23 protein-coding genes are annotated in these 25,741 nt (G+C 66.4%); 3 read left to right on the top strand and 20 right to left on the bottom strand.

Annotated elements, in window-relative coordinates; genetic code table 11:
- Positions 1-3 precede the first annotated feature (3 nt).
- The 8 genes from ADE01S_RS20300 to ADE01S_RS20265 all read right to left on the bottom strand — a co-directional run bounded on the left by ADE01S_RS20300 (position 4) and on the right by ADE01S_RS20265 (position 9,575).
- Entirely contained in the window at positions 4-858 is an 855-nt protein-coding gene (locus ADE01S_RS20300; RefSeq protein WP_062683553.1) for an amidohydrolase family protein, read from the bottom strand.
- A 6-nt stretch (positions 859-864) separates the two neighbouring features.
- On the bottom strand, positions 865-1,956 hold the full coding sequence (locus tag ADE01S_RS20295; RefSeq protein ID WP_062683552.1) for an ABC transporter ATP-binding protein: 1,092 nt from the start codon (positions 1,954-1,956) through the stop codon (positions 865-867).
- A gap of 10 nt (positions 1,957-1,966) precedes the next feature.
- Entirely contained in the window at positions 1,967-3,571 is a 1,605-nt protein-coding gene (locus ADE01S_RS20290; RefSeq protein WP_062683550.1) for a phytoene desaturase family protein, read from the bottom strand.
- A complete protein-coding gene (locus tag ADE01S_RS20285; protein ID WP_062683549.1) occupies positions 3,568-5,229 on the bottom strand; it encodes a class I adenylate-forming enzyme family protein in 1,662 nt (553 codons plus the stop codon). Before ADE01S_RS20285 ends, ADE01S_RS20290 begins: the two co-directional genes overlap by 4 nt.
- 3 nt (positions 5,230-5,232) lie before the next feature.
- A complete protein-coding gene (locus ADE01S_RS20280; RefSeq protein WP_198317933.1) occupies positions 5,233-6,051 on the bottom strand; it encodes an ABC transporter permease in 819 nt (272 codons plus the stop codon).
- A complete protein-coding gene (locus ADE01S_RS20275; protein WP_062683547.1) occupies positions 6,048-6,893 on the bottom strand; it encodes an ABC transporter permease in 846 nt (281 codons plus the stop codon). The genes ADE01S_RS20280 and ADE01S_RS20275 overlap by 4 nt, the downstream gene beginning before the upstream one ends.
- Positions 6,894-6,962: 69 nt before the next feature.
- Positions 6,963-8,036, bottom strand: a complete 1,074-nt coding sequence (locus tag ADE01S_RS20270; RefSeq protein ID WP_062683546.1) for an ABC transporter substrate-binding protein — start codon at positions 8,034-8,036, stop codon at positions 6,963-6,965.
- 51 nt (positions 8,037-8,087) lie between these two features.
- On the bottom strand, positions 8,088-9,575 hold the full coding sequence (locus ADE01S_RS20265) for an aldehyde dehydrogenase (protein ID WP_062683544.1): 1,488 nt from the start codon (positions 9,573-9,575) through the stop codon (positions 8,088-8,090).
- A 115-nt stretch (positions 9,576-9,690) separates the two neighbouring features.
- Between ADE01S_RS20265 and ADE01S_RS20260 the strand changes: the two genes are divergently transcribed.
- Positions 9,691-10,587, top strand: a complete 897-nt coding sequence (locus ADE01S_RS20260) for a LysR family transcriptional regulator (protein WP_075873402.1) — start codon at positions 9,691-9,693, stop codon at positions 10,585-10,587.
- A gap of 30 nt (positions 10,588-10,617) precedes the next feature.
- Here ADE01S_RS20260 and ADE01S_RS20255 read toward each other — a convergent pair whose 3' ends face one another.
- From ADE01S_RS20255 to ADE01S_RS20240, 4 genes are all read right to left on the bottom strand, one after another.
- Positions 10,618-11,214: a transglycosylase SLT domain-containing protein gene (locus ADE01S_RS20255; RefSeq protein ID WP_062683541.1), complete on the bottom strand. Its 597-nt coding sequence runs from the start codon at positions 11,212-11,214 to the stop codon at positions 10,618-10,620.
- A gap of 212 nt (positions 11,215-11,426) precedes the next feature.
- A complete protein-coding gene (gene acnB, locus ADE01S_RS20250) occupies positions 11,427-14,018 on the bottom strand; it encodes a bifunctional aconitate hydratase 2/2-methylisocitrate dehydratase (RefSeq protein WP_062683540.1) in 2,592 nt (863 codons plus the stop codon).
- A 157-nt stretch (positions 14,019-14,175) separates the two neighbouring features.
- Complete coding sequence (locus ADE01S_RS20245; RefSeq protein WP_062683537.1) at positions 14,176-15,072, bottom strand: FxLYD domain-containing protein; 897 nt, start codon at positions 15,070-15,072, stop codon at positions 14,176-14,178.
- Positions 15,062-15,946 carry an FxLYD domain-containing protein gene (locus tag ADE01S_RS20240; RefSeq protein ID WP_062683536.1) on the bottom strand — a complete coding sequence of 295 codons (885 nt, stop codon included), beginning with the start codon at positions 15,944-15,946 and terminating at the stop codon, positions 15,062-15,064. The genes ADE01S_RS20245 and ADE01S_RS20240 overlap by 11 nt, the downstream gene beginning before the upstream one ends.
- A gap of 268 nt (positions 15,947-16,214) precedes the next feature.
- Between ADE01S_RS20240 and ADE01S_RS20235 the strand changes: the two genes are divergently transcribed.
- Positions 16,215-16,979, top strand: coding sequence for a TSUP family transporter (locus tag ADE01S_RS20235; RefSeq protein ID WP_062683534.1), 765 nt, complete (start codon positions 16,215-16,217; stop codon positions 16,977-16,979).
- Positions 16,980-17,048: 69 nt separating this feature from the next.
- On the opposite strand, the gene ADE01S_RS20230 is transcribed toward ADE01S_RS20235, so the two are convergent.
- Complete coding sequence (locus ADE01S_RS20230) at positions 17,049-17,489, bottom strand: CBS domain-containing protein (RefSeq protein WP_062683533.1); 441 nt, start codon at positions 17,487-17,489, stop codon at positions 17,049-17,051.
- 386 nt (positions 17,490-17,875) lie between these two features.
- On the opposite strand from ADE01S_RS20230, the gene ADE01S_RS20225 reads away from it, so the two are divergent.
- A complete protein-coding gene (locus ADE01S_RS20225) occupies positions 17,876-18,769 on the top strand; it encodes a LysR family transcriptional regulator (RefSeq protein ID WP_062683531.1) in 894 nt (297 codons plus the stop codon).
- Positions 18,770-18,799: 30 nt separating this feature from the next.
- On the opposite strand, the gene ADE01S_RS20220 is transcribed toward ADE01S_RS20225, so the two are convergent.
- The 7 genes from ADE01S_RS20220 to ADE01S_RS20190 form a co-directional block, all read right to left on the bottom strand.
- Positions 18,800-19,897, bottom strand: coding sequence for a mandelate racemase/muconate lactonizing enzyme family protein (locus ADE01S_RS20220; RefSeq protein ID WP_062683529.1), 1,098 nt, complete (start codon positions 19,895-19,897; stop codon positions 18,800-18,802).
- Positions 19,894-20,673: an ABC transporter ATP-binding protein gene (locus ADE01S_RS20215; RefSeq protein ID WP_062683527.1), complete on the bottom strand. Its 780-nt coding sequence runs from the start codon at positions 20,671-20,673 to the stop codon at positions 19,894-19,896. Before ADE01S_RS20215 ends, ADE01S_RS20220 begins: the two co-directional genes overlap by 4 nt.
- Positions 20,674-20,675: 2 nt before the next feature.
- Positions 20,676-21,431 (bottom strand): ABC transporter ATP-binding protein, encoded by a 756-nt coding sequence (locus tag ADE01S_RS20210; protein ID WP_062683526.1) that lies wholly within the window; start codon positions 21,429-21,431, stop codon positions 20,676-20,678.
- Positions 21,428-22,435 (bottom strand): branched-chain amino acid ABC transporter permease, encoded by a 1,008-nt coding sequence (locus ADE01S_RS20205; RefSeq protein ID WP_062683524.1) that lies wholly within the window; start codon positions 22,433-22,435, stop codon positions 21,428-21,430. Before ADE01S_RS20205 ends, ADE01S_RS20210 begins: the two co-directional genes overlap by 4 nt.
- Positions 22,432-23,292 carry a branched-chain amino acid ABC transporter permease gene (locus ADE01S_RS20200; RefSeq protein ID WP_062683523.1) on the bottom strand — a complete coding sequence of 287 codons (861 nt, stop codon included), beginning with the start codon at positions 23,290-23,292 and terminating at the stop codon, positions 22,432-22,434. Before ADE01S_RS20200 ends, ADE01S_RS20205 begins: the two co-directional genes overlap by 4 nt.
- Before the next feature lie 28 nt (positions 23,293-23,320).
- Positions 23,321-24,511: an ABC transporter substrate-binding protein gene (locus tag ADE01S_RS20195; RefSeq protein ID WP_062683521.1), complete on the bottom strand. Its 1,191-nt coding sequence runs from the start codon at positions 24,509-24,511 to the stop codon at positions 23,321-23,323.
- An 86-nt stretch (positions 24,512-24,597) separates the two neighbouring features.
- Entirely contained in the window at positions 24,598-25,716 is a 1,119-nt protein-coding gene (locus tag ADE01S_RS20190) for a mandelate racemase/muconate lactonizing enzyme family protein (protein WP_062683519.1), read from the bottom strand.
- Between the last annotated feature and the right edge of the window lie 25 nt (positions 25,717-25,741).

The raw sequence follows: 25,741 nt of genomic DNA, 5'->3' as shown, positions 1-25,741 counted from the left end.
CGTTCAGTGCAGCCGCAGATACGCGGCTGCATTGTCGTACAGCCACGCCCGGCGCACGTCGTCCGTCAACCCCAGTTCCTCGATTTCGGCGATCGAACGGTCCACCGGAATCATCGGATAGCCCGACCCGAACAGAACGCGCTGTTTGAGCAGGCCGGCGCCATACCGCAATAGCGGCTCGTAGCCCGAGCCCGGAATGCCGGCCAGTTTCGGCCGCACGGCGCTCAGCCCGATCCACAGGTTGGGGTGGCGCCAAGCCATGGCGATGAGCTCGGAGATCCAGGGCCAGCCGGGCGGCGACGCGCACACGCGCAGGGTCGGGAATGCGGTCAGGACATCGTCCAGCGCCAACGGATGGCCGTAGATGGCCTTGCTGGACAGTGAAAAATTCATGCCGCAGTGGATGTTCACCGGAATGTCGAGTTCGGCGCACCGTTCATAGAGCGCCATCAGCTTGGGATCGTTGATGGCCAACCGATGCTCGAATCCCTGGACGTTGAGCCCGCGCAAGCCGAGGTCGCGGATGGCGTGATTTAACTCATCCAGCGCGTCCGCGCCCCGATGCGGGTCCACCGCGGCGAACCCAATGAATCGCGGGCCGAACTTATCGCAGAAATCCGCGATCGCCTCGTTCGGCACCTTGAACCCCATCGTGGTCTGCGCATCGCGCGCCTTCAGCACCACGTGCCTGGCATTCAGGCGGTCGTACAGCGCAAGGTAATCGGCCAGCGCTTCCGGTCCAGACGCCTTCGACACCAGGCTTTCGCTCTTGGCGTACACGCGCCGATAGTTGCTCATGTGCGGCGTATTGATCATGAACTCCGCCAGGGGCGGACGACTCGCAAAATCGATGATCATGATGATTCAGCCTTTATCGGACGGTTGCAGCGCGATGGCGCTTTCCGGCAGGAAGCACACCTGCACGGACTCCCCCTTGCCGTACAAACGCGTGCCCGGATGGTTGGATTGCTGCACGGTGATCTCCTTGCTGCCGGCCAGCCGCACACGGTGCTTGACCGTGCCGCCCAGGATCAGGTGATCCACGACATCGGCGCGCAGGCAGTTCTCGGCCGGCGCGACGCGCGCGGCATCGGCCGCGCGCAGCACGAAGTTCTCGGGGCGAACCAATACCGTCAAGGCGTCGCCGGCCTTGCCCGGGCGCCGCGCGCCCGCGCATCGCAGGCGCAAGCCCGCGGTCTCGACCTCGAAATGGTCGTCGGCGGCGGAGATCATTCTGGCGTCGAAGAAATTGCCCTGCCCGATGAAATCCGCGGCAAACACGGTCCGGGGCGAGAAATACAGCTCGGACGGCGTGCCGATCTGTTCGATCGCGCCGTTGTTCATCAGGACGATGCGGTCGGAAAGCGTCAGCGCTTCTTCCTGGTCGTGCGTCACGTTCACCATCGTGATGCCGAGATCGGCGTGCAGCTGCTTGATCTCGAATTGCATCTGTTCTCGCAGCTTCTTGTCCAGCGCGCCCAGCGGCTCGTCCATCAGAATGAGGGAAGGGCAATAGACGATGCAGCGCGCCAGCGAGACGCGCTGCTGCTGGCCGCCCGACAGCTCCTTGGGCTTGCGCTGCTCGACGTTGGACAGGCGCACCAGGTCGAGCACTTCGCGCACGCGCCGCTTGATGTCTTTCTCGGCCACGCGGCGCACGCGCAGCGGGAAGGCGATGTTCTCGAAAACGGTCATGTGCGGCATCAGCGCATAGTTCTGAAAAACCATGCCCAGCCCCCGCTCGCCCGGAGAGAGGTTGGCCGTGTCCTTGCCGTCGATCAGCAGTTTGCCCGTGGTCGGCTTGATCAGGCCGGCGATCAGGTTGAGCAGTGTGGTCTTGCCCGAGCCGCTGGGGCCGAGCAATGTCAGGAACTCCCCGCGCTCGACGCTCAGGTTGATCAATTCAAGCGCGGTGGTGTTCCCGTAGCGCTTGCCGATGTCTATGAAATCCACCATTCCCATGTCGTCAGCCTTTGGAGTTCGAGTTGCCCAGGAACTTCGCGACCACGGCGGCCGCATTGTGTCCCGGGACGCCTGTTACGCCGCCGCCGGGGTGCGTGGAAGCGCCGCACATGAACAGGGCGTTTACCGGCGTTCGATAGTCGGCAAAACCCTTTGCCGGACGCTTGAAGAAAATCTGGTCGGCGCTGAGCTCGCCGTGATGCACATGCCCGCCCGGAAGGAAGAACTCGCGTTCAAAGTCCGGCGCCACTTTGATCTGGCCGTGCAGGATCTGCGCGCGGATGCCGGGCGCGTGGGTTTCCAGGGTGGCAATCGTGCATTCGTACAGCGCCTGGCGATCGGCGTCCGTCCAGTCGCCGGTTTTCAGGCGATAGGGCGCATGCGAGCCGAAAATGCTCATTACGTGGTGGCCGGCGGGGGCCAGGGTGTCGTCCAGCGCCGATGGCGTCAGCACCGCCAGGCACGGGTTGCGCGCAAACTCGCCGTATTTCGAGCAGTCGAACGCGCGTTCGATGTAATCGATGCTGGGGCCGATCTTGACCAGCGTGGGATAGTCGTACCCCATGCGTTCCGGATCGAACAGCCGGAAGCGCGGCAGGCCGTTCAAGGCCAGGTGGACTTTGTAGGACGTGGACCGGTCGCGGATACGGGCCACTTCCTGCCGGAACGCCTCGGGCAGCGGCGTGTCGCGCAGGAGTTGCTGGAACGTCAGCTTGGCCGGCGCGTTGCTGATGATGGCCCGCGCGCGCAAGGTTTCGCCGCCGGCGAGCCGCACGCCGACGGCCCGGTTGTTCTCGACCAGGATCTCTTCAACCTGGGCATTGCAGCGGGCCTGCATGCCGTATTCGGATCCGGCGCGCAAAATGGCCTGCGAGATCGAGCCCATGCCGCCGCGGATGATTCCCGGCCCGCCGGCCGCGGTCGTGTTGTCGCGGAGAAAGCCGCGCAGCAGAATGTAGGCGGAGCCGGGCGTTTTCATGCTCATCGTGCCGCCCGCCGCGGAGGCATAGAACCCCAGCACGGATTTGACCTCGTCGGATTCGAACCATCGCCCCAGGAAGTCGTAGGCGCTGAGGGTCAGCAGGTCGTAGATGTCGTAGAGCTGGTCCAGGACTGCGCGGTTGCGCCACCCGAATCTCGCCAGTTCGAGCAGCTTGGGCAGGCTGGCCGAGGTGGGGTTGATCGGCGCCTGGAACAGCAGGGCGCGCACTTTTTCGCCGGCCGTCTTCATGAATTCCACGTAACCGGCATAGGCGTCGGCATCCTTGCGCGAGAACTTGGCGAACTCGCTTTTCAGGCGTTCCGGATCGTGCCAGAAGGTGAACGAAGCGTCGCCCTCCAGGGGCTGGAAGGTGGGGGTTTGCGCAATGACTTCCAGGCCGTGCCGCTTCAGATCGAGGTCGAGCATGACCTTGGGTTGCAGCAACGCCATGAGGTAGGAGGCCGGCGAAACGCGGTAGCCCGGCCAGAGCTCCTCGGTCACGACCGCGCCGCCTACCTGCGCCTTGCGCTCCAGCACGCACACTTTGGCGCCGCGGCGTGCCAGGTAGGCCCCGCAGACCAGGCCGTTGTGGCCGCCGCCGATGATGATGGCATCGAAATCGTTCATGCCGATTTTTCCATGTTCGGGGCATCCAGCCATTGCCCGGATTGGCGATCGAAAGTGCGTTCCTTCCTGTCCGCGGCCTGTTCGCGCAGGGCGCCCTTGGCGATCTTCAGCGAGGCGGTCTTGGGCAGCGCCTCGATGAAGGAGTAGTAGCGGGGAACCTTGAACTTCGCCAGGTTCGTCTGGCAGCCGGCGATGATCCGTTGCAGGGACTCGTCGCTGGCGGGCACGCCTTCGTGCAGGACGATATAGGCTTTCACCTCTTCGCCGCGGATGGCGTCGGGCACCGGAACGGCCGCCGATTCGCCGACTTCGTTCAGTCCGTTGAGCACCGCTTCCACTTCGCGCGCGGCGATGTTCTCCGCGCTGCGGCGGATCATGTCCTTGTAGCGGCCCTGGATGTAGAAATAGCCTCTCTCGTCGCGGCGAAAGGCGTCGCCGGTGCGAAACCAGCCATCCAGGAAGGCGCTTTCGGTGGCCGAGGGGTTGTTGTAGTAGCCCAGCAGAATGCCGCGTCCCCGGATGCAGAGTTCGCCCACCTCGCCGGGGGCAACCTCGTTTCCGGACTCGTCGATCACCTTGCACTCGCGGAAGGGCGAGGGCACGCCGCAAGCGCCGGAGCCCACCATGTCGGTCGCTTCGATCGGCATGAACATGGCCGGGCCCACTTCGGTCATGCCGAAGGCTTCGCGCGCCACCACGTCGAACCGCTGCTCGATGCGGGCGTGCAGGTCGCGCGGCGCGCCGTAGATGTTGGCGCGCACCAGCTGATTCCTGCCGTCCTCGGGCCGCGGCTCCTGCTTGTAGATCAGGTAAGGCATCAGGCAGAAGTTGATTTCATGATCCCTGACCCATTGCATGAAGCGCGACGCGCTCTGCTTGTTCGCCACGAACAGCGTGCCGCGCTGATAGATCGTCATCAGCAGGAGCCACTGCGGATCCATGTAGTAGAACGGCGTGGGCGCCAGCAGGTTGCGGTAGCGGCGGCCGTCGCGGAATGCGTTCGCCTTGCCGCTTACCAGCCAGTACTCCTGCGTCAGCATGCAGCCCTTGGGGAACCCCGTGGTGCCGGAGGTGTACTGGATGTTCAGGAGGTCGCCGTGGCCGACCGAGGCGGTGTCCAGCGGGCGGCGCGGCGTATCCGCGAGCGACTCCCAGGAAGTGAAGCCGTGGCCCTGGCCCGTGACCACGACATGGTCGTGCCGCAGCTTGGTGGACGCGTTGCGCACGAACTCGTCGATCAACGGAGCGAGCGAGTCGTGGGTGACGAGGAACGTCGCATCGCTGTTGGACAGGACGTAGGTGAGCTCGCGCGGGGTGTAGCTGGTGTTGACGGGCACCATGACCGCGCCCAGGGTGGCGATGGCGAACCAGGTGAGCGGCATGGCGGGAACGTTCGGCATCATGACCGCCACGTGGTCGCCCTTTTTGACGCCCAGGTCCTGCAGGCCGGCCGCCAGGCGCTCGACGCGCTCCAGGCAGTCGGCGTAGGTGATGGTTTCGCCGATTTCAAAGAAATTCCACAGGGTGGCGGGCCCGTTGTCGCGGGCCGCTTCCGCCAATAGCGCATGGAGGTTGCCGGGCAGCGGCTCGCTTTCGATCTTGCGCCGGCGTTCGGGCAAGGAGGCAACGGTCTGTGCGAGAGTGTCGTGATAAGCCATGTTTCAGTTGTGCGCTTTAGGATTGGATTCTTTCAATGCGAGGATGGCGAGGCAGAAGACCAGCGAGGCGATCGTCAGCATGCTGGATATCGCGGTCAGCACGGGCGAGACCTCCCAGCGCAGGGCGCTGTACATGCGCACCGGCAGGGTCGTGGTTTCCGGCCCCGTAATGAAGTAGGCGACCACGACTTCGTCGAAGGAGATGAGGAACGCAAACAGGAGGCCGACCAGGATCGACGTCTTTATCTGCGGAACCAGCACCTGGAAGAACGTCCGGAAAGGCCCGGCGCCCATCAAGGTCGATACGGCTTCCAGCGCGGGATCCGTGTGCCGCATGCCGGCGCTGATCGAGATGAACATGAACGGCATCACCAGCGTGCTGTGGGTCATGACCAGCCCAAGCGTGGTGTTGTCGATGCGGACGGCGGAGAAGAAGATGTACACCCCCAGCCCCAGCGAAATCACCGGGATGAGCATGGGGCTGATGAAGAACAGCTCCACCGCCTTCAGGCCGCCGAATCGGCATCGATTGAGCGCATAGGCCGCCGGCAAGGTGACCGCCAGCGCCAGGATCGACGTGAGCAGGGCGACGGCCAGGCTCTGGACCGCCGGCTTCCACCACGACGGGTCGGAAAAGAAGGCGCGATAGAGTTCGAACGACAGGTGCTCGGGAGGAAAGGTGATTTCCTGGCCGCCGCTGAACGACGCTGCGACGATGATGGCGATCGGACCGACCAGGAACACGTAGCCCAGGATGGCGATCGCCCACGGAAGGGCCGTGCTGCAACGGGCGAGGAACTTGGAGAATCGGGTAGTCTTCACGCGGCGGGTTCCTTCTGGCCGGGAGCGCCGCCCTGAATCTTCAGCAGCAGCAGGATGAATGCGCCCGACAGGGCCAGCAGGATCATGGCGATGGCGGATGCGCCCTCCCAGTCCAGGATCTGGCGGGTGTAGAGGTCGACGAGATTGGCCATCATCATGTCCTGCCGTCCGCCCAGAAGCGCGGGCGTGACGAACATGCCCAGGGAGAGCGTCATCGCCATCAGGGTGGCCGCCATGACGCCCGGCATGCTCAATGGCAGCGTGATGCGCAGGAAAATGCGGATCGGACCGGCGCCCATCAGCCTGGCCGCGCGCGCCAGCAGCGGATCCACGGCCAGCAGGCTGGCGAGGATGGGAAAGACGGTGAACGGCAGCAGGTAGTTGATCATCCCGATGATCACGCCGGTGCCGTTGAACAGCATCTGGATCCGGGCCTGTTCCCCGAACAGGCCGACGATCGCCCGGTTCAACAGGCCCTGGTCGCCCAGCAGCACCGTCAGCGAAAAGCTCTTGACCAGCACGCTGGTCCACAGGGGAACCATTACGAGAGTCAGGTAGATGAGGCGCCGGGCGCCGTTCTGGCGAGCGATGTGAACGGCCAGGCAATAGCCGCCCAGCGTGCTGAGCAGGGTCGCGATGAAAGACACCTTCAGCGTATTGGCAAGGACCTTGGCGAACAGGGGGCCCTCGAACAGCGACGCGTAGGAGGCCAGGGTGTAGCCCCCCGAGTACACGCTTTTCCAAGCGACGACACACAGGGGATAGAGAAAGAAGACGCACAACAGCAGGCTAGCGGGCGCCAACAGCAGCGCCGCATGCCGCTTTCCAAGCATGCTGACCATGATCGACGGAATCTCCGAAAAGAGGGCGGCGTGCCGGATCGGTCTCCGGCACCCTTGCTGCGCGATGCCCTAGACGAGCAGCCAGCCGGTGAAGCGCTTCTGGAGCGCTTCGAAGTTGTCCGCCCACCACGCGTCGTCGATGACGATGTTGTCCTTGCTGGCCATGTCGGGCAGGTACTTCTTCGTGGCTTCCTGCACCAGGCCCGCCGCGGCCTTGTTGTTCGGCGAGAAGAACATGCGATTGGAGAACTCGGCCTGGCGGTCGGGGCGCAGGACGAAGGCGATGTAGCGCATCGCCGCTTCCCGGTTCCTGGATCCCTTGGGCACGGCCAGGTACTCCGTGGCGTTCACGGTCTGCGACAAGGGCATGTCGATCGAATTGCCGGCCTGTTGCGAAGGGATGACGCGGGTGATGAAGCTGTAGGAGAAATCCACTTCATTGTTTATCACCAGCGATATCGTCTCCGGCGTGGTCTCGGTCCATTTCCGGACGTGCTTCTTGATGCGTTCGAGCGACTTGAAGGCGCGCTCGACGTCCAGCGGATACAGCTTGGACGGTTCCACGCCGTCCGCCACCAGCGCGATTTCCAGCATTTCGCTCACGCGGGGACGCAGGGCGCGCCGCCCGGGGAATTTCTCCACATCCCAGAACTCCTTGAAGTTCGTCGGGAACTTGCCGGAGGGAAAGCGCTTCGGGTCATAGGCGATGCCCGCGGCGAAGAGGAAAGTCCCCACGTGGTCCGCGCCTCCGGGCACGATCAGGCTGGAGGTGTCCACGATGTTGCGGTCGATGGGTTCCCAGATGCCGTCCTTGGAGGCGGAAAGGATATGCGGCCCGATGCTGTCGAAGACGTCCCAGGAGACGTTGTTGTTGCGGACCTGGACCTTGAGCTTCGTCAGGTCCGCGTTGTTGACGATGTTGACGCCGATGCCGGTTTCCTTGGTGAACGGTTCGGCAAAGATCGCGCGCACGTTCTTTTCATAGTCTCCGCCCCAGCAGGTCACGGTAATCGATTGGGCGGCGCCTGCGGCGGGCGCCCAGGAGGCGAGGCCGGCCAGCGGCGCCGCGGCGGCCGCCTTCAGGATCGAGCGGCGCGTTACGCCATGGACCGCGCTGCGGGCGGTGGTGTCTTTGATTGTCATGTGTTTCCCCTTGGTGTGTCGTTGTCGTCTATCGACCAATCAATGAATCAATCAATGCGCAAGCCAGATGGACTTCCAGTCGGTGTACTTGTCGAAGGCATGCAAGGATTTGTCCCGGCCGAAGCCCGATTGCTTGAAGCCGCCGAACGGGGCGGACATGCTGCCGCGGTCGAAGCAGTTCACCCACACGACGCCGGCGCGCAGCATGCGCGATGCGTTCATGGCCGTTTTGACGTTGTCGGTCCAGATGCCCGCGGCCAGGCCGTACTGGCTCGCGTTGGCCACGGCGATCGCTTCGTCCGCGCCCGACACGGTGATGGCGGACAGCACCGGCCCGAAGATCTCTTCCTGCGCGATCCGCATATCGGGCGAGACGTCGGCGAAGACGGTGGGCTCCATGAAAAAGCCGCCGGATTCCTCCCGGGCGCGCCGGCCGCCCGCGATCAGGCTGGCGCCCTGCCGGGTGCCGGACTCGACGTACGACATGATGCGGTCGAGTTGCTTCTCGCTGACGATCGCGCCCAGGCGCGTGTCGGGATCCAGCGGGTCGCCGGGGCGCAGGCGGGCGGCATGCTCGGCGACCTTGCCCAGGAAGACGTCCTTGATGGCCCGGTCCACGATCAGGCGCGAGCCGGCATTGCAGACCTGGCCGGCGTTGGCGAAGATCCCCGCGGCGACCGACTGGGCGGCGGCATCCAGGTCGCTGCAATCCGCCAGCACGATATGCGGGCTCTTGCCGCCCAGTTCCAGGCCGATGCGCTTGATGTTGGACAGGCCCGAATACTGCATGAACAGTTTTCCGACCTCGGTCGATCCGGTGAAGCCGATCGCATCGACGTCCATGTGCATGCCCAGGGCGCGGCCCGCGGTTTCGCCGAAGCCGGGGACGACGTTCAGCACGCCCTTCGGAATGCCGGCGTCGGCGGCCAATTGGGCAATGCGGATCGCCGTCAGCGGCGATTGCTCCGCGGGCTTGAGGACCACCGAATTGCCGGAGGCCAGCGCCGGGCCGAGCTTCCAGCAGGCCATCGACAGCGGGTAGTTCCAGGGCACTACGGCAGCCACCACGCCCAGCGCCTCGCGAATGACCAGGGTGGTCATCGCGTGGCCCGAAGGGGCCACTTCGCCGTAGACCTTGTCGATGGCCTCGGCATACCACTGGATCGTGGTGGCGGCGCTAACGATATCGCCATTGAAGGCGTTGGTGATGGGCTTGCCGACGTTCAACGACTCCAGCAGCGCCAGCTCTTCCCGGTGCGCCAGCAGCAGGGCGGAAAACTGCAGCAGGATGCGCTTGCGCTCCAGGGGAGGCATGCGGGACCAGTCGCCGCGCTCGAACGCGCCGCGGCAGCTGGCCACGGCCCGATCGACGTCCGCGTCCTTGCACGAGGCGATCCGGGCAAGGGCCTTGCCCGTGGCCGGGTTGATGCAGGCGAAGGTTTCCGAATCGATGGCATCGACGTAGGCGCCGTCGATATACGCGCGCCCCTCGATGCTGAGTTGGTTGGAGCGTTGATGCCAATCAAGCTGTGCAGACACTGAATTCCCCTGAGGTGGTCTATCGGTAGGGGAAGTCTAGGATTGCGCATCCCATTGCGTCTATTAGTATTTAGTTGGAATGAACCAAAATAAAATTGATAAGGTGTAAACCCTAATGCTCAATATCCGATATTTATCCGCGGTGCGCGCCGTCATGCGCGCAGGGTCGATTTCCGGTGCTGCGCGCATGCTTTTCCTGACACAGCCGGCGGTGACGAAATCGATCCAGCTCGCCGAGGAGGAGCTGGGGGTCAAGCTTTTCGTTCGATCGAAAGGGAAGTTGATTCCAACGGCCGAAGCGACATTTCTGTACCCCGAGATGGAGCGCATTTTCGGCGACATCTTTCACTTGCAGGATCTCGCGAACGAAGTGCGCCAGGGGCATGCGGGCCGCATCGTCCTGGCCACGGTGTCGAATCTGTCGGCGGCGCTTCTGGGGCGGGCGATCGCCCAGTTCCGCACGCGGCATCCGAAGGTCCGCTTCGACGTTGAAGTCCACAGTACCAAGGTGGTGCTGGAGCGGGTGCGGCTGGGGCAGGTGGGATTGGGGCTGCTGGACCTGAGCCCCAAGGATCCGTCGAACGTGGACGTCATGGAGCTGTGCGACGCCTCGGTGCATTGCGTGATGCCGCGGGATCATCCGCTGGCGCAGTTCGAGTCCGTCACGCCGGCATTGCTGGTCGACTACCCCATCCTGACGTTTCCCGACGACACGACCTCGAACAGCCTGGTGCGCGAGGCGTTCAGGCAGGACAACGTGCCCTGCAACTTCATCATGACGATCAATCACTCCTACCTGGCTTGCTCCTTGATCGACCTGGGCAGCGGCGTCGGCCTGATAGACGAATTCCATCTTCACACCGACTCCTTTCCCCGGCTGACCGCGCGCCCCTTCCTGCCGACGATCCAGCTCAAGCCCACGGTCGTGACGACGGCGGGGCGCATGGTGTCGTTGATCGTGGGCGAGTTCATCGAAGAGTTGAGAGTGACCGCCCAGCGTATCGCCCGATAGGCACGCCGCCAAGCTGCGGCCGCGGCGGATCTACCAGAGCCACCCGCCGCGCGTCAGGCTGCTTTCGCAGCTCTTGTACTGCGCGGTGAATTTTTCGGCGCGCGCCTGCACCTTGCGCGAGACGGTCTTGAGCCAGGCCTTGCGGTCATAGCTGCGGTTGCGGTAGCCGGTCCAGCCCTCGTGGTAGTTCAGGTACTGGCCGTAGGCATCCCACTTCGAGATGCCGTTCATGCGCTGGCTCTTGTTCATGTACCAGCCCATGAAATCCAGGGCGTCGGCGAAGTCGTCGCGGCTGGCGCCCCAGCCGCCCGCATCCTTCTTGTAGTCGGCCCAGGTTTCGTCCTTGGCCTGCGCGTAGCCATAGGCGGAGCTGACGCGGCCCCAGGGGATGATGCCCAGGAAGTAGTAGCGCGGCGGCACCGCGTCCTGCTTGAAGGACGATTCCTGGTACATCATGGCCATGGGCACCGGCACCGGCGCGCCCCATTTCTTCTGCACCTTCAGGGCGGCGTCGTGCCAGTCCGGCTTTTCCCGAAAGATGGCGCAGATGTTCTCGGGATTGGACGGCGGCGCGGTGGCGCAACCGGCGAGCGCCAGCAGCAGCGGCGGCAACATGAGCCGGGTCATTGGCGAGGCTTCCTCCTGGACGCGAGGGCCGGGGCTTCCCCGGCGGCGCTGATTTGTGTCAATGGTTACCGCGATTGTATTGAAACGTATCGATTTTCGCTGCGCAGGGCATGGCGGCGCCCGTCCGCGGCGCAAAAAAAACAGCCCCGGAGCGATCCGGGGCTGTCTTGCAGGCCTGTGCCTGGCGGGCGCGGGCTGAGCCCGCGGGCCGCTTAGACTTCGATGACGTCGGCCACGTCCTTGTAGTCGGCGATCTTGTCGAAGTTCAGGTACTGGTAGATCTGGTCGCCGCTCTTGTTGATGACGCCCATGTCGGCCATGTACTCGTCCTTGGTCGGGATGCGGCCCAGCTTCGAGCAGATGGCGGCCAGTTCGGCCGAACCCAGGTACACGTTGGTGTTCTTGCCCAGGCGGTTCGGGAAGTTGCGGGTGCTGGTCGACATGACGGTCGCGCCTTCGCGGACTTGCGCCTGGTTGCCCATGCACAGCGAGCAACCCGGCATTTCCGTGCGGGCGCCGGCGGTGCCGAACACGCCGTAATGGCCTTCCTCGGTCAGCTGCGTGGCGTCCATCTTGGTCGGCGGGGCGACCCACAGCTTGACCGGGATGTCGCGCTTGCCTTCGAGCAGCTTGGACGCCGCGCGGAAGTGGCCGATATTGGTCATGCAGCTGCCGATGAACACTTCGTCGATCTTGGCGCCGGCGACTTCCGACAGCGTCTTCACGTCGTCCGGGTCGTTCGGGCAGGCCACGATGGGCTCGTGCACGTCGGCCAGGTCGATTTCGATGACGGCGGCGTATTCGGCGTCGGCGTCCGGCTCCAGCAGCTTGGGATCGGCCAGCCAGGCTTCCATCGCCTTGATGCGGCGGCCCAGCGTGCGCTCGTCTTCATAGCCGTTGGCGATCATCCACTTCAGCATCACGATGTTGCTGTTGATGTACTCGATGATCGGTTCCTTGTTCAGGCGCACCGAGCAGCCGGCGGCCGAACGTTCGGCGGAAGCGTCCGACAGTTCGAAGGCTTGTTCGACCTTCAGGTCGGGCAGGCCTTCGATTTCCAGGATGCGGCCGGAGAAGATGTTCTTCTTGCCTTGCTTGGCGACCGTCAGCAGGCCTTGCTTGATGGCGTACAGCGGGATGGCGTTGACCAGGTCGCGCAGGGTGACGCCGGGCTGCAGCTTGCCCTTGAAGCGGACCAGCACCGATTCCGGCATGTCCAGGGGCATCACGCCCGTGGCGGCGGCGAAGGCGACCAGGCCCGAGCCGGCCGGGAACGAGATGCCGATGGGGAAGCGGGTGTGCGAGTCGCCGCCGGTGCCGACGGTGTCGGGCAGCAGCATGCGGTTCAGCCACGAGTGGATCACGCCGTCGCCCGGGCGCAGCGAAACGCCGCCGCGGGTGCTGATGAATTCCGGCAGCGTGTGGTGCGTCTTCACGTCCACGGGCTTGGGATAGGCGGCGGTGTGGCAGAACGACTGCATCACCAGGTCGGCCGAGAAGCCCAGGCAGGCCAGGTCCTTCAGCTCGTCGCGGGTCATGGGGCCGGTGGTGTCCTGGCTGCCCACCGAGGTCATCTTCGGTTCGCAGTAGGTGCCCGGGCGGATGCCGCGGCCTTCCGGCAGGCCGCAGGCGCGGCCGACCATCTTCTGGGCCAGGGTGTAGCCCTTGCCCGTGTCGGCCGGATCCTTCGGCAGGCGGAACAGCGTCGACGGGGCCAGGCCCAGCGCTTCGCGCGCCTTGGCCGTCAGGCCGCGGCCGATGATCAGCGGAATGCGGCCGCCGGCGCGCACTTCGTCGAACAGCACGTCGGACTTCACTTCGAATTCGGCGATGACTTCGCCGTTCTTGATGGCTTTGCCTTCATAGGGGCGCAGTTCGACCACGTCGCCCATCTCCATCTTGGAGACGTCGAGTTCGATCGGCAGGGCGCCGGCGTCTTCCATCGTGTTGTAGAAGATCGGGGCGATCTTGTTGCCCAGGCACACGCCGCCGAAACGCTTGTTCGGCACGAAGGGGATGTCTTCGCCGGTGAACCACAGCACCGAGTTGGTGGCCGATTTGCGCGAGGAGCCGGTGCCGACCACGTCGCCCACGTAGGCGACCAGGTGGCCCTTGTCCTTCAGCGATTCGATGAACTTGACCGGGCCGCGCTTGCCGTCTTCTTCCGGTTCGAAGGCCGCGCCGTCACGCTTGTTCTTCAGCATCGCCAGGGCGTGCATGGGGATGTCGGGACGGGTCGTGGCGTCGGGCGCCGGCGACAGGTCGTCGGTGTTGGTTTCGCCAGGCACCTTGAAGACGGTGATGGTCAGGCTTTCCGGCAGTTCCGGGCGGCTGGTGAACCATTCGGCGTCGGCCCAGCTCTGCATCACGGACTTGGCGTTGGCGTTGCCGCGGTCCGCCTTTTCCTTCACGTCGTGGAAGGCGTCGAACATCAGCAGGGTCTTCTTCAGCGCATCGGCGGCGATGGTGCCGATTTCCGCGTCGTCCAGCAGTTCGACCAGCGGGCCAATGTTGTAGCCGCCGAGCATGGTGCCCAGCAGTTCCGTCGCCTTGGCACGGCTGATCAGCGCACAAGCTTCCTTGCCCAGCGCCACGGCGGCCAGATAGGAGGCCTTGACCTTGGCGGCATCGTCCACGCCGGCCGGCACGCGATGGGTCAGCAGCTCGACCAGGTTCTGCTCTTCGCCAGCGGGCGGGTTCTTCAGCAGTTCGATCAGTTCAGCGGTTTGTTTGGCCGTAAGGGGCAGCGGGGGGATCCCCAGGGCCGCGCGTTCGGCGACGTGTTGGCGGTAGTTATCCAGCATGTGAGGCCTGCTCAAAGTCGGGTTGGAAGAAGGGTTGTTGGCGGGGATTGTAGAGGGAACAGGGGGACGCAAGCAAATGTCTTATATCTTATATAAGACTTGGCTTCATAGCTGTTGCTTAAGGGCGACGCGCCGGCGGCGGGCGCGGGCGGCGCCGTTAGCGCGCGTCGGCGTCGTAAACGATTTCCACCCGGGCGAAATTGCCGCCGTACTGCTTCACGTCGACCTGGAACGGGGCGCTCTCGCCGGGCTTGAGCTTGGGCAGCCGCAGTTCCCGGAAGGTGGCGCCGGACAGCTTGTCCTGGGCGTCGTACAGGCTCACCCAGACCTTGACGTTCTCGACCTCGGACGCGCTCTCGTTGCGCGCCCGTCCGTGCACGGTCACGTACTTGTAACGGAAGCGGTAGCTGAAGTTCAGCGTGCCCGTGCCGACCTGCGCCTCGGTGTTCTCCACCGAGACGGCCAGCTTGGGGCGCGGGCCGGGCAGGGCGGCGCGCTTGGCGGGCAGCCAGTCGGTCTTGACCTCGGTGTAGCGTTCGACGCGGCCGACCAGCGCCACCGGCACCCGCTCGCCCGGGTAGAGGCGGGCGGGCAGGCTCCAGTCCTGCCGCAGGCTCAGCGCGCGCGAGCCGTCGAACACCGTGATCGTCGCCTTGGGCGCCAGGGCGACGTAGGCATCGCTGGTATTCACCACCTCCGCGTACAGGACCGGGCGTTCGATCTCGTCGAGCAGCCGGCGCGGCGGCGACAGCTTGAGGGCGGCCGGATCGAACAGGGCGAAATCCGGATCCAGCAGTTCTTCGGTGCTCAGGCGCACGTGGTCGATCACCCGCGGGTTGGCGGGGCTGACGCGCACGATGCGGCTCGGGGGGGCGTCTTCGCGGGCCGGAGCGGGCGCGGACGCCGGCGCGGGCGGGGTGGCGGGGCGCGCGCTCCAGGGCAGCACGCTGGTGTATTTCCACAGCGCGTAGCCGCCGGCGGCCAGCAGGATCAGCGCCAGTCCGGCGGCGGCCGGCCGGGACAGGCCCTTGGAGTCGGAATGGCTAGCGTTCACTTTGCACCATGTAGTCGTAGGAGGCGACCTGGCCGTCGGTCAGCATTTCGCAGCGCACGTCGAAGGCGGTCAGCGCGCCGGGCGCGAGCGGGCTGGCGGCGCCGTAGCCGTTGCCCATGCCGATCAGCCTGCCGTCGTCGCCGTACAGCATGACCGTGACCTGGCTGCTGTTGGCGGCCTGGGCCCCGTTGTTTTTCAGCAGGCCGACGAGGCGGTAATTGCCGTCGTTGCGCACCAACTGGACCTTGCTGGCGGCGACGTCGTTGTTCTGGCCGCGGGCGAGGGCGGGCGCGGCGACTTGCAGCGTATAGCGGGTGTAGGCCTTGTCCGGCGCCGACACCGTCATGGGCGCGTACTCCCCCGGCTGCAGCGAGCGCGCCGAGGCGGAGCCCGAGGTGGACGACAGCGACAGCTCGCCCTGGAAAAACGACGCCGTGACCCGCGGCATCTCGATCTTCCTGCCGGTGTCGTTGCGCACGATCATGACGAGCTGGCGGCGGCCCCGCGTCTCGACCTCCTGTACGTCGGTCAGCTTGACCAGCGTGGCGTCGATGGACGGGGGCGGCGGCTGGCGCGGCACGCTGCGCGTGTCCGAGCCGGAGCCCAGGAGCGAGATCGCCACCGGGATCGCGATGGCCGCCGCGACGGTGACGGCGATCGCCGCCAGGGCGCCGGGGCCGGGCCGCGACGGCGGCGGCGCCTGCATGCCGCGCAGGATCTTCTCCAGGCGCTGGGCGACGTTGTCTTCGACCAGCGTTACGGCGTGGCAATGGCTGCACCGGTACTCGTTGGTGTCCAGCTTGGTGAACTGGGCGCTGCCGCAGGTGGAGCAGGTCAGGGTCACCGTATTGATCGTGGTCTGTCGGGGCGTCATTGGCGCGGGGCGGAGCGCAGCGGGTGGCAGGGCGGCAAGGATAGCGGGACGCCGGAGGGGACGGGGTGCAGAGCGCATCCATTTGTGACAGAGTGTGTGGCTACCCCCCGGAGGCCGGGCGCCGGCGGGCCGGTGCTATCATCGCCACCGAGAAAAAGCAGACCCAGCAGCCCCTTCAGCACGCCGTTCCCCCCGTCGATCCGCTCCCATGCCGCGCCCATGCGCGACGCCGGGCAGAGCCGAGGCAGGCCAGGCTCTTCCCTTAAGCATGAGTATTTCCCAACATTTGCTGTTCCTCGCCTGCGTGGCGCTCGCCACCTATGCGCAGACGATGACGGGCTTCGCGTTCGGCCTGGTGCTGCTGGGCCTGTCGGGCGTCTTCCAGCTGGCGTCCGTGTCCGAGGTGGCCAATGTGGTCAGCGTGCTGTCGCTGGTGAACGCCGCCGTGACGCTGGCTCGCGCCAAGCCGCAGGTGAACTGGTCGCTGATCCGGCCCGCCATGATCAGCAGCCTGGCGGGCGTGGCGGTGGGCGTGGCCGCGCTGGCCTGGATCAGCGGATCGATGGCCGTGCTGCTGCAACTGCTGCTGGGCGTCACCATCCTGGCCTGCGCCGTGCTGCTGGTGGCCCGCGCGCAGCCCCTGGCGCGCGTGTCGTCGCGCAAGTCATTCCTGTTCTTCGGCGCCGTATCGGGCGTGCTGGGTGGCCTGTTTTCCAGCGCCGGCCCGCCCATGGTCTATCACCTGTACCGCCAACCCCTGCCGCTGGCCGCGATCCGCAACAGCCTGCTGATCCTGTTTTCGCTCAACGCGGTGGTGCGCTTGACCCTGGTGACGGGGCAGGGCGAGTTCATGGCGTCGTCGTTCTGGCTGAGCGTGCTGGCGCTGCCCATCGTGATCGGGGTGACCTGGGTTGCGCGCCGCTATGCCACCGCCGGGTCGATGAAGACCGTCAAGCGCATGGTGTTCGTGCTGCTGCTGGCCGCCGGGCTGGGGCTGATCGTGCCGGCGTTCAGGACGCTCGCGGCGGGCTAGGGCCGGCGCCCGCGGACGCGACCGCCCGCAAGGGCCAGGGGCCGGCGCGCCCGCGGCGCGCCGATCGCGTCAGCCGCGTTCGCCGGTGATGTAGCGTTCGAGTTCGTGGATGATGAACTTCTGTTCGCTCATGACGTCCTTGACCAGGTCGCCGATGGACAGCAGGCCGATCAGCTTGCCGTCCTCGATGACGGGCAGATGACGGAAATGCCGTTCGGTCATCATCGCCATGCAGTGCTCGCGGGTGTCCGTGCGGCTGACGTAATACACCGAATCGGTCATGATGTCCCGGACCTTCGTGGTTCGCGATGAGCGGTCCTGCAGGACGATCTTGCGGGCGTAGTCGCGCTCGGTCAGCATGCCCAGCACGGCGTCGCCCTGGACCACCACCACGGCGCCGATGCCGCGTTCCGCCATGGTCTTGATGGCATCGAAGACCGACGAGTCCGGTGAAACCGTCACGACGGAATGGTTGGCCTTTTCCCTGAGAAGCTCAGCAACTGTCTTCACGATGTGCTCCCGAATCGCTGGTGAAGTCGAACCCCGGTCCGGCGCCCCGGCGCGAGCCCTGGGGATGCGCGGCGGGGCGGCCTGACTCCATCCTAAGCCTGTCGACGGCATTGCCGCAAGCGGGGCGGTCTATTTCGTATCTTCGCCGCCAACGGGTCCGGCCGGCCCGCGCGCCCCGTCAGCCTGCCTCGGGCCTCGGCCATGTTGGCGGCGGCTTCGTGCCGGCAGGAGATTGCGCCCCGGTCCTCGGGTTTGTTGGCGCGGCCGCTTTTCATGGCGACGCAGCGTCGCCGATGAGGCAGAATAAGGCTGATAAAAAAAGCCGTTCGAATATTATTTTCTGAAAGGCCGATACGATCCTGATATCAGGAAAGTCGGAGGGGAACATGGACTTCAAGCACTTTCAGCAGTTTCTGACGCTGGCGGAAACGCTCAATTTCCGCCGCGCGGCCGAAAAGCTGCACATGGCGCAGCCGCCCTTGTCCGTCTCGATACGCAAGCTGGAGGCCGAGGTGGGAGTCACCCTGTTTTCGCGCGGCAAGGACGGCGTCAAGCTCACCGAAAGCGGCGAGGCCGCGCTGGCCGAGGCGCGGCGCGCGCTGTTCCACGCGGCGCAGTTCCGCCAGGCCGCGCGCGCAGCCTCCACCGGCGACCTGGGCACCTTGCGCATCGGCTTCGTGGGCTCGGCCACGCACGAGGTGCTGCCGCGTTTGTTGCCGCGCTTTCGCGCGCTGTACCCGCGCGTGGAGCTGGAACTGCGCGAAGCGATCTCGATCAGCGTCATGCAAAGCATCGAGGAAGGCGTGATGGACATCGGCGTGGTTCGCGTGCCGGTGGCGATCGGCCAGAACACGCGCCTGGCCACGCTCCTCACCGAGACCTTCGTGCTGGCGGTGCCCAAGAGCAATCCCCTCGCGCAGCGCGCGACGATCAGGCTCAAGGACCTGTCCGACGAGGGCTTCATCCTGTACTCCGGCGTGGACGCTCCCGGGCTGCGCACCGCCGCCATCCACGCCTGCCAGCTGCGGGGCTTCATGCCGCGCGTGACGCAGGAGGCGATCCAGGTGCAGACCGTGCTGAGCCTGGTCGAGGCGGGTTTCGGCATCGCCCTGGTGCCGTCGGTCTCGCGGCGCTTCAGCAGCCGCCACGTCATCTACAAAAAACTTACGGACTTCCCCGCCAGCGCGTCGATCGGCCTGTCGCTGGCGTGGAAGCCGTCCGCCGAGAGCGCCGCCGTGCGCAACTTCCTGGACGTGGCGGCGCAGGTATTCAAGGCCTAGGGCCCTGGGCGCGTTCCGGGGCCCGCGCCGTCAGGCCTTGCGGTAGCGCGCAATCACCTCGGGGTCGGGATCGCAGCCCAGGCCGGGGCCCTGGGGAATCGCCACTTCGCCGTCCGGACCGGGCAGGCCGGCCTCGCCGAACAGCCCCGATTCGAGCTGCACGCCGAATATCTCGATGCCGCCGATGTGGGGATACACCGCGGCCATCTGCAGCGTGGCCAGCAGCCCCGGGCCGAAGTAGGGCGAATGCGGCGCCACCGCCCGGCCGTGCGAGCGGGCCATTTCGGCCACGGCGCGGAATTCGCTGATGCCGCCCACCTTGGTGATGCTGGGCTGGAAATAATCCAGCGCGCCCGAGTCCGCGAGCGGCTGGAAGGCCCAGGCGTTGCCGACGTTCTCGCCCGCGGCTAGCGGAATGCGCGCCTCGCGTCGCAGGCGCGCCAGCCCCGCGACGTCCTCGGGCGGCCAGACCGGCTCTTCCAGCCACTTGAGCCCATAGGGTTCCAGCTGGTGCGCCATGCGCAGCGCCTCGTCGGCGGGCCACGCGCAATTGACGTCGAGCATCAGGTCGACGTCCGCGCCCAGCGCCTGGCGCGCCGCGGCCACCGCGGGCACGGTGACTTCGTGCAGCTTCAGCCTGCGGAAACCGCGTTCCAGCGCGCGTTCGCACGCGGTGGCCACGGTGGCGGGCTCATGCAGCCGCATCAGGCTGGTGTAGGCCGTGACCGAACGGCGCGACCCCGCGCCCAGCAGCCGGCACACGGGCATGCCCGCGCGTTTGCCCGCCAGGTCCCACAGGGCGATGTCCAGCCCCGACAGCGCGTACATCACCGGGCCGTTGCGGCCGAAGATGTGCAGCGGCCGCTTCAGGTCCTCCATGAGTTGCGCGATGTCGCCGGCGTCGCGGCCGATCGCCAGCGGCGCAACGATTTTTTCCAGCGCGGCCAGCGTGGCGGGAATGGCGTTGTAGCCGAACGCCTCGCCCCAGCCGATCAGCCCGTCGTCGGTGCTGACCTTCACCAGCAGATAGTTGAGCTGCGACCACACCGTGCCGCCGAAGCCGGTGGGCGGCCCGTCGTGGCGGTACGGAATCGAGACGACGATGGGTTCGATGGCGAGGATCTTCATGATGCGTCTCCTGCGGGATGGGAGGAAGGCGTGGCCTGGCCGCCCAGGTAGATGCGCTGGATCAGTTCGCCGGCCTGCACTTCGGCGGGCGTGCCCTGGCCGCCGATGTGGCCGGTCTCGACCAGGTAGCAGTAGTCGGCGAAGCGCATGGCCTCCTTGACCAGCTGCTCGACCAGCAGCACGGCCATGCCGGTACGGGTGAGGTCCTTGGCCACCGTGAGGATGCGGTCCACGACCATGGGCGCCAGGCCGCCGGACGGCTCGTCGAGGATCAGCAGCGCGGGCTCGGCGATCACTCCCTGCGCCACGGCCAATATCTGTTGTTGCCCGCCGCTCAGTCGCGAGGCCGGCTGCATGCGCTTCTCGGCCAGTTCCGGGAACAGTTCATAGATGCGCGGCAGGCGCGCGCGGTCGCCGTGGCGGTGAGTGGCATAGGTGCCCAGCAGCAGGTTGTCTTCCACGGTCAGGCCGGTGAAGACGCGGTGTCCCTCCAGCACGACGTTGATGCCGGCCCGCACCGTAGTGCGCGCGTCGGCGTTGCTGATGTCGTTGCCCTTGAACGCCACCCGGCCGGCGCGCTTCGGGATCAGGCCGGCCAGCGCGTGCAGCATCGAGGTCTTGCCGGCGCCATTGCGGCCCAGCATGACCACGAACTCGCCCTGGTGCACGCGCAGGTCCACGCCGTGCACGACCTGCGCCTTGCCGTAGGCCACCTGCAGCCCCTGCACATCCAGCAGCACGGGGGCCGAGCTATGCGCGCGTTGATGGTTCTGCATGGTCAGGCTCCCAGATAGACCCGAATCACTTCGGCGTTGTTGCGCACGTCCTGCGGCGAGCCCTGGGCGATCATGCGGCCCAGGTTGAGGGTGGTGACGCGGTCGCACAGCCGGAAGACGAAATCCGTGTGGTGTTCCACGATCAGCACCCCCACGCCGGCCCCGCGCACGGTGTCCACGATCAGGGCCAACTGCTCGATCTCGTGCTCGGTCAGTCCGCCGGCCGGCTCGTCCAGCAGGATGAAGCGCGGGCGCATGGCCAGGCCGCGGGCGATTTCCAGGAAACGCTGCTCGGCGTGGTCGAGCATGCTGGCGGGCCGTTCGGCCACTTTCTCCAGGCCCACGCCGCACAGCATCTCGTAGGCCAGCTCGCGCGCCTCGCGCTCGCGCCGGCGCATGGCGGGCAGCGACAGCGCGGTGCGCACGAAGCGCGCGTCGCTGTGCATCCAGCTGCCCAGCATGACGTTCTGCCAGGCGCTCAGGGAACCCAGCAGGCGCGGCTTCTGGAAGGTGCGGGCGATGCCGCGCAGCGCGCGCTGCTGCACCGAGGCCAGGGTGAGGGGCGCGTCGTCGAGCGCCAGGGTGCCGCCGTCGATGGGGTAGTAGCCGGACAGCAGGTTCAGCAGGGTGGTCTTGCCGCTGCCGTTGGGGCCGATCAGGCCGTGGATTTCGCCTTCGGCGAGCGTCAGGCTCACGCTGTCGACCGCGGTGATGCCGCCGAACCGCTTGGTGACGCCATTGGCGCTGAGCTGGCTCATGACGGGCGCCCTCCGCGGATGGCCGCCGCCAGGCGCGGCAGGTCGGGCGCGACCACGTGCTTCTCGGGCTTGCGCGGCGCGAACTTGTCGCGCAGCACGCGCACGATGCTGCCGATGCCCTCGGGCACGAGCAGCACGACGAGCAGGAGCAGGATGCCGTAGAACAGCTGCCCCCAGCGCGCCAGCGGCGCGACCAGTTCGGGCAGGGCGGCCAGCACGATGGTGCCCACGAAGGGCCCCATGATGACGCCGCGCCCGCCGATCACGATGCACACGAAGAAGAACAGGCTCAGCTCGAACACGAAGGTTTCGGGCGTGATGTAGCTCTGCAGCGAGGCGAACAGCGCGCCCGCGATGCCCGCCGTCACGCCGCTGAAGGTGAATACCGCCAGCTTGACGCGGAACACCGGGATACCCACCGCCGCGGCCGTCACCGTGCTGTCGCGCAGCGCGATCATGGCCCGGCCCCAGGAGTAGCGGGCCAGGTTCCATACCAGCCAGCTGACGATCCCGGCCACCGCCGCCACCAGCCAGTACAGGCCGGCGGGGCTGTCGAACGGCGCGTCGAACGAGGCGACGCTCAGGCCCGCGCCGCCGCCGGTGAGATCGTCCCGCGCCAGCGAGAACTCGGTCACCATCATCGCGAAGGCCATGGTCGCCATGGCGAAATAGAACCCCGGCAGCCGCAGGGACGGCAGGCCCAGCAGGAAGCCGCAGACCCCGCATAGCGCGGCCGAGGCCAACAGCGCGGTCCAGGGGCTCGTCTCGTAATGGCCGGTCAGAATGGCGAAGGTGTACGCGCCGATGGCCAGCAGCCCGACGTGTCCGATGGACAGCAGCCCGGTGTATCCCACCACCAGGTTGAGGCTGGCGATCAGGATCCAGTAGGTGCCGATCAGGGTGGCGACGTGCAGCTGGTAGGGATTGCCGGCCCAGAAGGGCAGCACCGCCAGCGCTGCGACGCCGATGGCCAGGGGCCAGTGGAATTTTTGTCGGGTGTTCATACTTGGCGCACCTGCTTGTTGCCGAACAAGCCCGCGGGCTTGATCAGGAGGAAGATCATCAGCAGGCCGACCGCGATGGTCTGCTGGTACTCCCCGCCGAAGAAATACGTGGCGAAGGTGCTGAGCAGGCCCAGCGTGAGGCCGCCCACGATGGCCCCCGCGTTGCTGCCCAGCCCGCCCGCCGCCAGCGCGATGAATCCGTACAGGGTCAGCGTAAGCCCCAGCGCGAAGAAGGCGAAGGTCAGCTGGCCGGCCGCGAAGCCCACCAGGCCGCCGAGCAGGCCGGCCAGGCCGTACGAGAAGGCGCGCACCCGCTCCGTCGAGATACCGCGCGCGCGCGCCGCGTAGGCATCCTCCGCCACGGCGAGGAACACCTTGCCGAACAGCGTGCGGCGGTAGAACACGTCCAGCCCCAGGGCCAGCAGCGCCACGCACGCGATAGGCAGCCAGTATTTCTGGTCCCAGATGCCCGCGGTGAACTCCTGGGGGATCAGGCGCGGGAAGGCGCGCGGCTCGGTGCCCCACCACAGCCCCACCGACTGCTGCACGATGGTGGCGAGCGCCAGGGTGCTGAGCAGCCACAGGTGCTCGTCCGAGCGCGCGAGGATGCGGCGGATCGCCACGGCCTCGGTCACCAGGCCGAACACCACGGAGGCGGCCACGGCGCCGACCAGCCCGACGGGCCAGGGCAGGCCCAGGTCGCCGATCAACCAGGCGCCGGCGACGCTGCTGAGCATGAACAGGTGGCCGGTGGTGATGCTGAGCACCTGCGAGGTGGAATACATCACGTTGTAGGCCAGCGCGGCGGCGGCGTAGAGCGCGCCGATCGCCAGGCCGGTCACGAGGACGGTCAACATGGGAAGGTCTCCTCTGGCCGGTGCGGCCTTACTTGCCGGCGAGCTCGAAGCTTCCGTCCTTGAAGGTGTTGGCGCGGTTCACCACCATGCCGGAATCCGGAAAGCCGTTGTGGTCGTCGGCGGTCCAGGTGTAGTCCGCGTACACGCCCGGCATGCCGCGGGTGCTTTCCAGCGCCTTGCGGAAGGCCTGCGCGTCGGTGCCGCCGGTCTGCTTGACGGCGTGCTCGATGACCTTGACCGTGTCGTAGCCCAGCGCCACCCACCAGAACGTGAAGTCGATCTTGCCGCCCAGCTTGGGCTGGATGGCCGTCATCAGCGCCTGGGTGCGTTCGGGCAGCTTGCCGCCGGCGTCGTAGGTGGTGCTGGCGTAGCCCGCCGCGTAGGTGTTGTCCCAGTACGAAGGCTTGTTCAGCAGGTTGCGGATGGGCAGGCCCATGAGCGCGGGATGGCCGACCACCGGCACGTCCCATTGCAGGTCGCCGCGGGCGTTCAGGATGCGGGCCAGCAGGCCGGTGGCGGCCGACCAGGGCATGATCACGTCGGCGCCGGCGGCGCGCGCTTTCTCGATTTCATCGGTGACGCTGGTCTTGTTCGGATCGATGAGCACCGAATACACGGGCTTGACGCCGGCCTGCTCCAGCAGCGCGGCGGCGCGCTTGGCCGAGGACGCGCCGTAGCCGGTGGTGTCGCCCAGCACGGCCACCTTCCTGCGTTTGAGCGTTTCCAGGGCGTACTTGTTGGCCGACGTGATCCACTGCTCGTTCGTGTTGATGACGCGGAAGGCCAAGGGATATTTCTTCGGGTTGGTCAGCTCGTCCACCGTGCCGATGATCAGGTTGGGCACGCCGGCCTTGGCCAGGATGGGCACCGTGGCGAGCGATTCGCCCGAGTTGACCGGGCCGATCACGTAGGAAACCTTGTCGTCGTAGGCGAGCTGCTTGGCGAAGTTGACCGCCTTGGTCGGGTCGCCGGCGGTATCGCGCGTGATCAGTTCCAGCTTGCGGCCGTTGATGCCGCCGGCCTTGTTGATCTCCTCCACGGCGAACTGCACGCCCTGGTTCTCGGCGATGGCGGCCGAGGACAGCGGCCCGGTCAGCGAGGAAAGCCAGCCGATGCGGATCGGCTCTCCCTGCGCCTCGGCGGCGTGGGCGGGCAGCATGGCGGCCGTCAGGGTGCTCAGGCAAAGAAGGGGCGCTGCGAGGGTCTTGATGGGGTTCATGATGTCTCCGTTTGTGCTATCCACTTCGAACGAGTGGAGTACGACGGCAATGTCGCGGCGGACCCGAGCGGGCCCGCCGCCCACGCCTAGCCGCCGGCGGTGCGTGGGGAAATCAGATAGGCGTCGATGCGGTTCCAGTCGAACGTGAAGCCCGCGCCGGGCCGGTCGGGCACCGCGATGCAGCCGTCGGCCCCGATCTCCATGCGTTCATGGAACAGCGGCTCGAACCAGGGCATGTGTTCGCCCCAGGTAGCGTTGCCGGCCGAGGCCACGATGTGCAGGCTGTGTTCGGTGAAAATGTGGGGCGCCACCGGCAGGTCGTGCGCGGCCAGATAGCGAACCGCCTTGAGCATTTCGGTATAGCCGCCCATGCGCTGCAGGTCGGGCATGAATACGCTGGCGGCGCGTTCGCGCGCCATCCGGCGCAGGCCGTAGCGCGTGTATTCGGTTTCGCCGCTGGCGATGGGCATGGGCAGGCGGCGCACGATTTCGGCGGCGCTGTCGTCGTCCCAGGTGGGCACCGGCTCCTCGAACCAGGCGAGGTCGAAGCGGGCGAGCTCGCGGCCCAGTTGCAGGGCGCGCTTCAGGTCCAGGCCCTGGTTGGCGTCGGCCATCAGGGTGATCTGGTCGCCGATGACGTCGCGCACGGCTTCCGCGCGGGCCACGTCCGCGCGCCAGTCGGGCGAACCCAGGCGCATCTTCATCGCCTTGAATCCCTGGTCTAGGAAGCCGCGCGCCTCTTCGCGCAATTCATCGACGCTGGAGGACAGCCACAGGCCGGCGCTGGCGTAGACCGGCACGCGTTCGCGGTGCGCGCCGAAAAGTTTGTACAGCGGCCGCCCCGCCAGTTTGCCGACGATGTCCCAGCAGGCCACGTCGATGGGGTTGTAGGCCAGGATCGAGACTCCGCTCTGGCCGTAGAAATTGCAACTGCGCAGGAAGTCGCTCCAGAGGGCCTCCACATCGTGCGGATCGCGCCCGACCACCAGCGGGGCGAGCGACCGCGTGAACTGCGCGATGGCCTCCAGCCGCTGCGGATTGAAGCAGAAGCCATAGCCTTCGCCGGTGACGCCGGCGTCGGTTTCGAGCGAAACCAGCAGGCAGCAGACGTCGGCGATTTCGTGGATCGAGGTCTTGAGCGGGCGGGGCAGGGGAATCCTGGCGAGCCGGGTGTGCAGGGCGGTGATGCGTACGGCGTTCGACATGAGGGGCTCCGGGTTTAGTGTTAAC

Source organism: Achromobacter denitrificans NBRC 15125 (genome assembly GCF_001571365.1).
Lineage (GTDB): Bacteria > Pseudomonadota > Gammaproteobacteria > Burkholderiales > Burkholderiaceae_B > Achromobacter > Achromobacter denitrificans.
Note: the sequence above shows the minus strand (reverse complement) of the source record. Positions and strands in the feature narration are given on the sequence as shown.

Excerpts from the sequence above, each read along its gene's own strand:
- ADE01S_RS20300 (WP_062683553.1), bottom strand. The coding sequence starts at position 858 with ATGATCATCGATTTTGCGAGTCGTCCGCCCCTGGCGGAGTTCATGATC.
- ADE01S_RS20295 (WP_062683552.1), bottom strand. The coding sequence starts at position 1,956 with ATGGTGGATTTCATAGACATCGGCAAGCGCTACGGGAACACCACCGCG.
- ADE01S_RS20290 (WP_062683550.1), bottom strand. The coding sequence starts at position 3,571 with ATGAACGATTTCGATGCCATCATCATCGGCGGCGGCCACAACGGCCTG.
- ADE01S_RS20285 (WP_062683549.1), bottom strand. The coding sequence starts at position 5,229 with ATGGCTTATCACGACACTCTCGCACAGACCGTTGCCTCCTTGCCCGAA.
- ADE01S_RS20275 (WP_062683547.1), bottom strand. The coding sequence starts at position 6,893 with ATGGTCAGCATGCTTGGAAAGCGGCATGCGGCGCTGCTGTTGGCGCCC.
- ADE01S_RS20270 (WP_062683546.1), bottom strand. The coding sequence starts at position 8,036 with ATGACAATCAAAGACACCACCGCCCGCAGCGCGGTCCATGGCGTAACG.
- ADE01S_RS20260 (WP_075873402.1), top strand. The coding sequence starts at position 9,691 with ATGCTCAATATCCGATATTTATCCGCGGTGCGCGCCGTCATGCGCGCA.
- ADE01S_RS20255 (WP_062683541.1), bottom strand. The coding sequence starts at position 11,214 with ATGACCCGGCTCATGTTGCCGCCGCTGCTGCTGGCGCTCGCCGGTTGC.
- acnB (WP_062683540.1), bottom strand. The coding sequence starts at position 14,018 with ATGCTGGATAACTACCGCCAACACGTCGCCGAACGCGCGGCCCTGGGG.
- ADE01S_RS20240 (WP_062683536.1), bottom strand. The coding sequence starts at position 15,946 with ATGACGCCCCGACAGACCACGATCAATACGGTGACCCTGACCTGCTCC.
- ADE01S_RS20235 (WP_062683534.1), top strand. The coding sequence starts at position 16,215 with ATGAGTATTTCCCAACATTTGCTGTTCCTCGCCTGCGTGGCGCTCGCC.
- ADE01S_RS20225 (WP_062683531.1), top strand. The coding sequence starts at position 17,876 with ATGGACTTCAAGCACTTTCAGCAGTTTCTGACGCTGGCGGAAACGCTC.
- ADE01S_RS20220 (WP_062683529.1), bottom strand. The coding sequence starts at position 19,897 with ATGAAGATCCTCGCCATCGAACCCATCGTCGTCTCGATTCCGTACCGC.
- ADE01S_RS20215 (WP_062683527.1), bottom strand. The coding sequence starts at position 20,673 with ATGCAGAACCATCAACGCGCGCATAGCTCGGCCCCCGTGCTGCTGGAT.
- ADE01S_RS20210 (WP_062683526.1), bottom strand. The coding sequence starts at position 21,431 with ATGAGCCAGCTCAGCGCCAATGGCGTCACCAAGCGGTTCGGCGGCATC.
- ADE01S_RS20205 (WP_062683524.1), bottom strand. The coding sequence starts at position 22,435 with ATGAACACCCGACAAAAATTCCACTGGCCCCTGGCCATCGGCGTCGCA.
- ADE01S_RS20200 (WP_062683523.1), bottom strand. The coding sequence starts at position 23,292 with ATGTTGACCGTCCTCGTGACCGGCCTGGCGATCGGCGCGCTCTACGCC.
- ADE01S_RS20195 (WP_062683521.1), bottom strand. The coding sequence starts at position 24,511 with ATGAACCCCATCAAGACCCTCGCAGCGCCCCTTCTTTGCCTGAGCACC.
- ADE01S_RS20190 (WP_062683519.1), bottom strand. The coding sequence starts at position 25,716 with ATGTCGAACGCCGTACGCATCACCGCCCTGCACACCCGGCTCGCCAGG.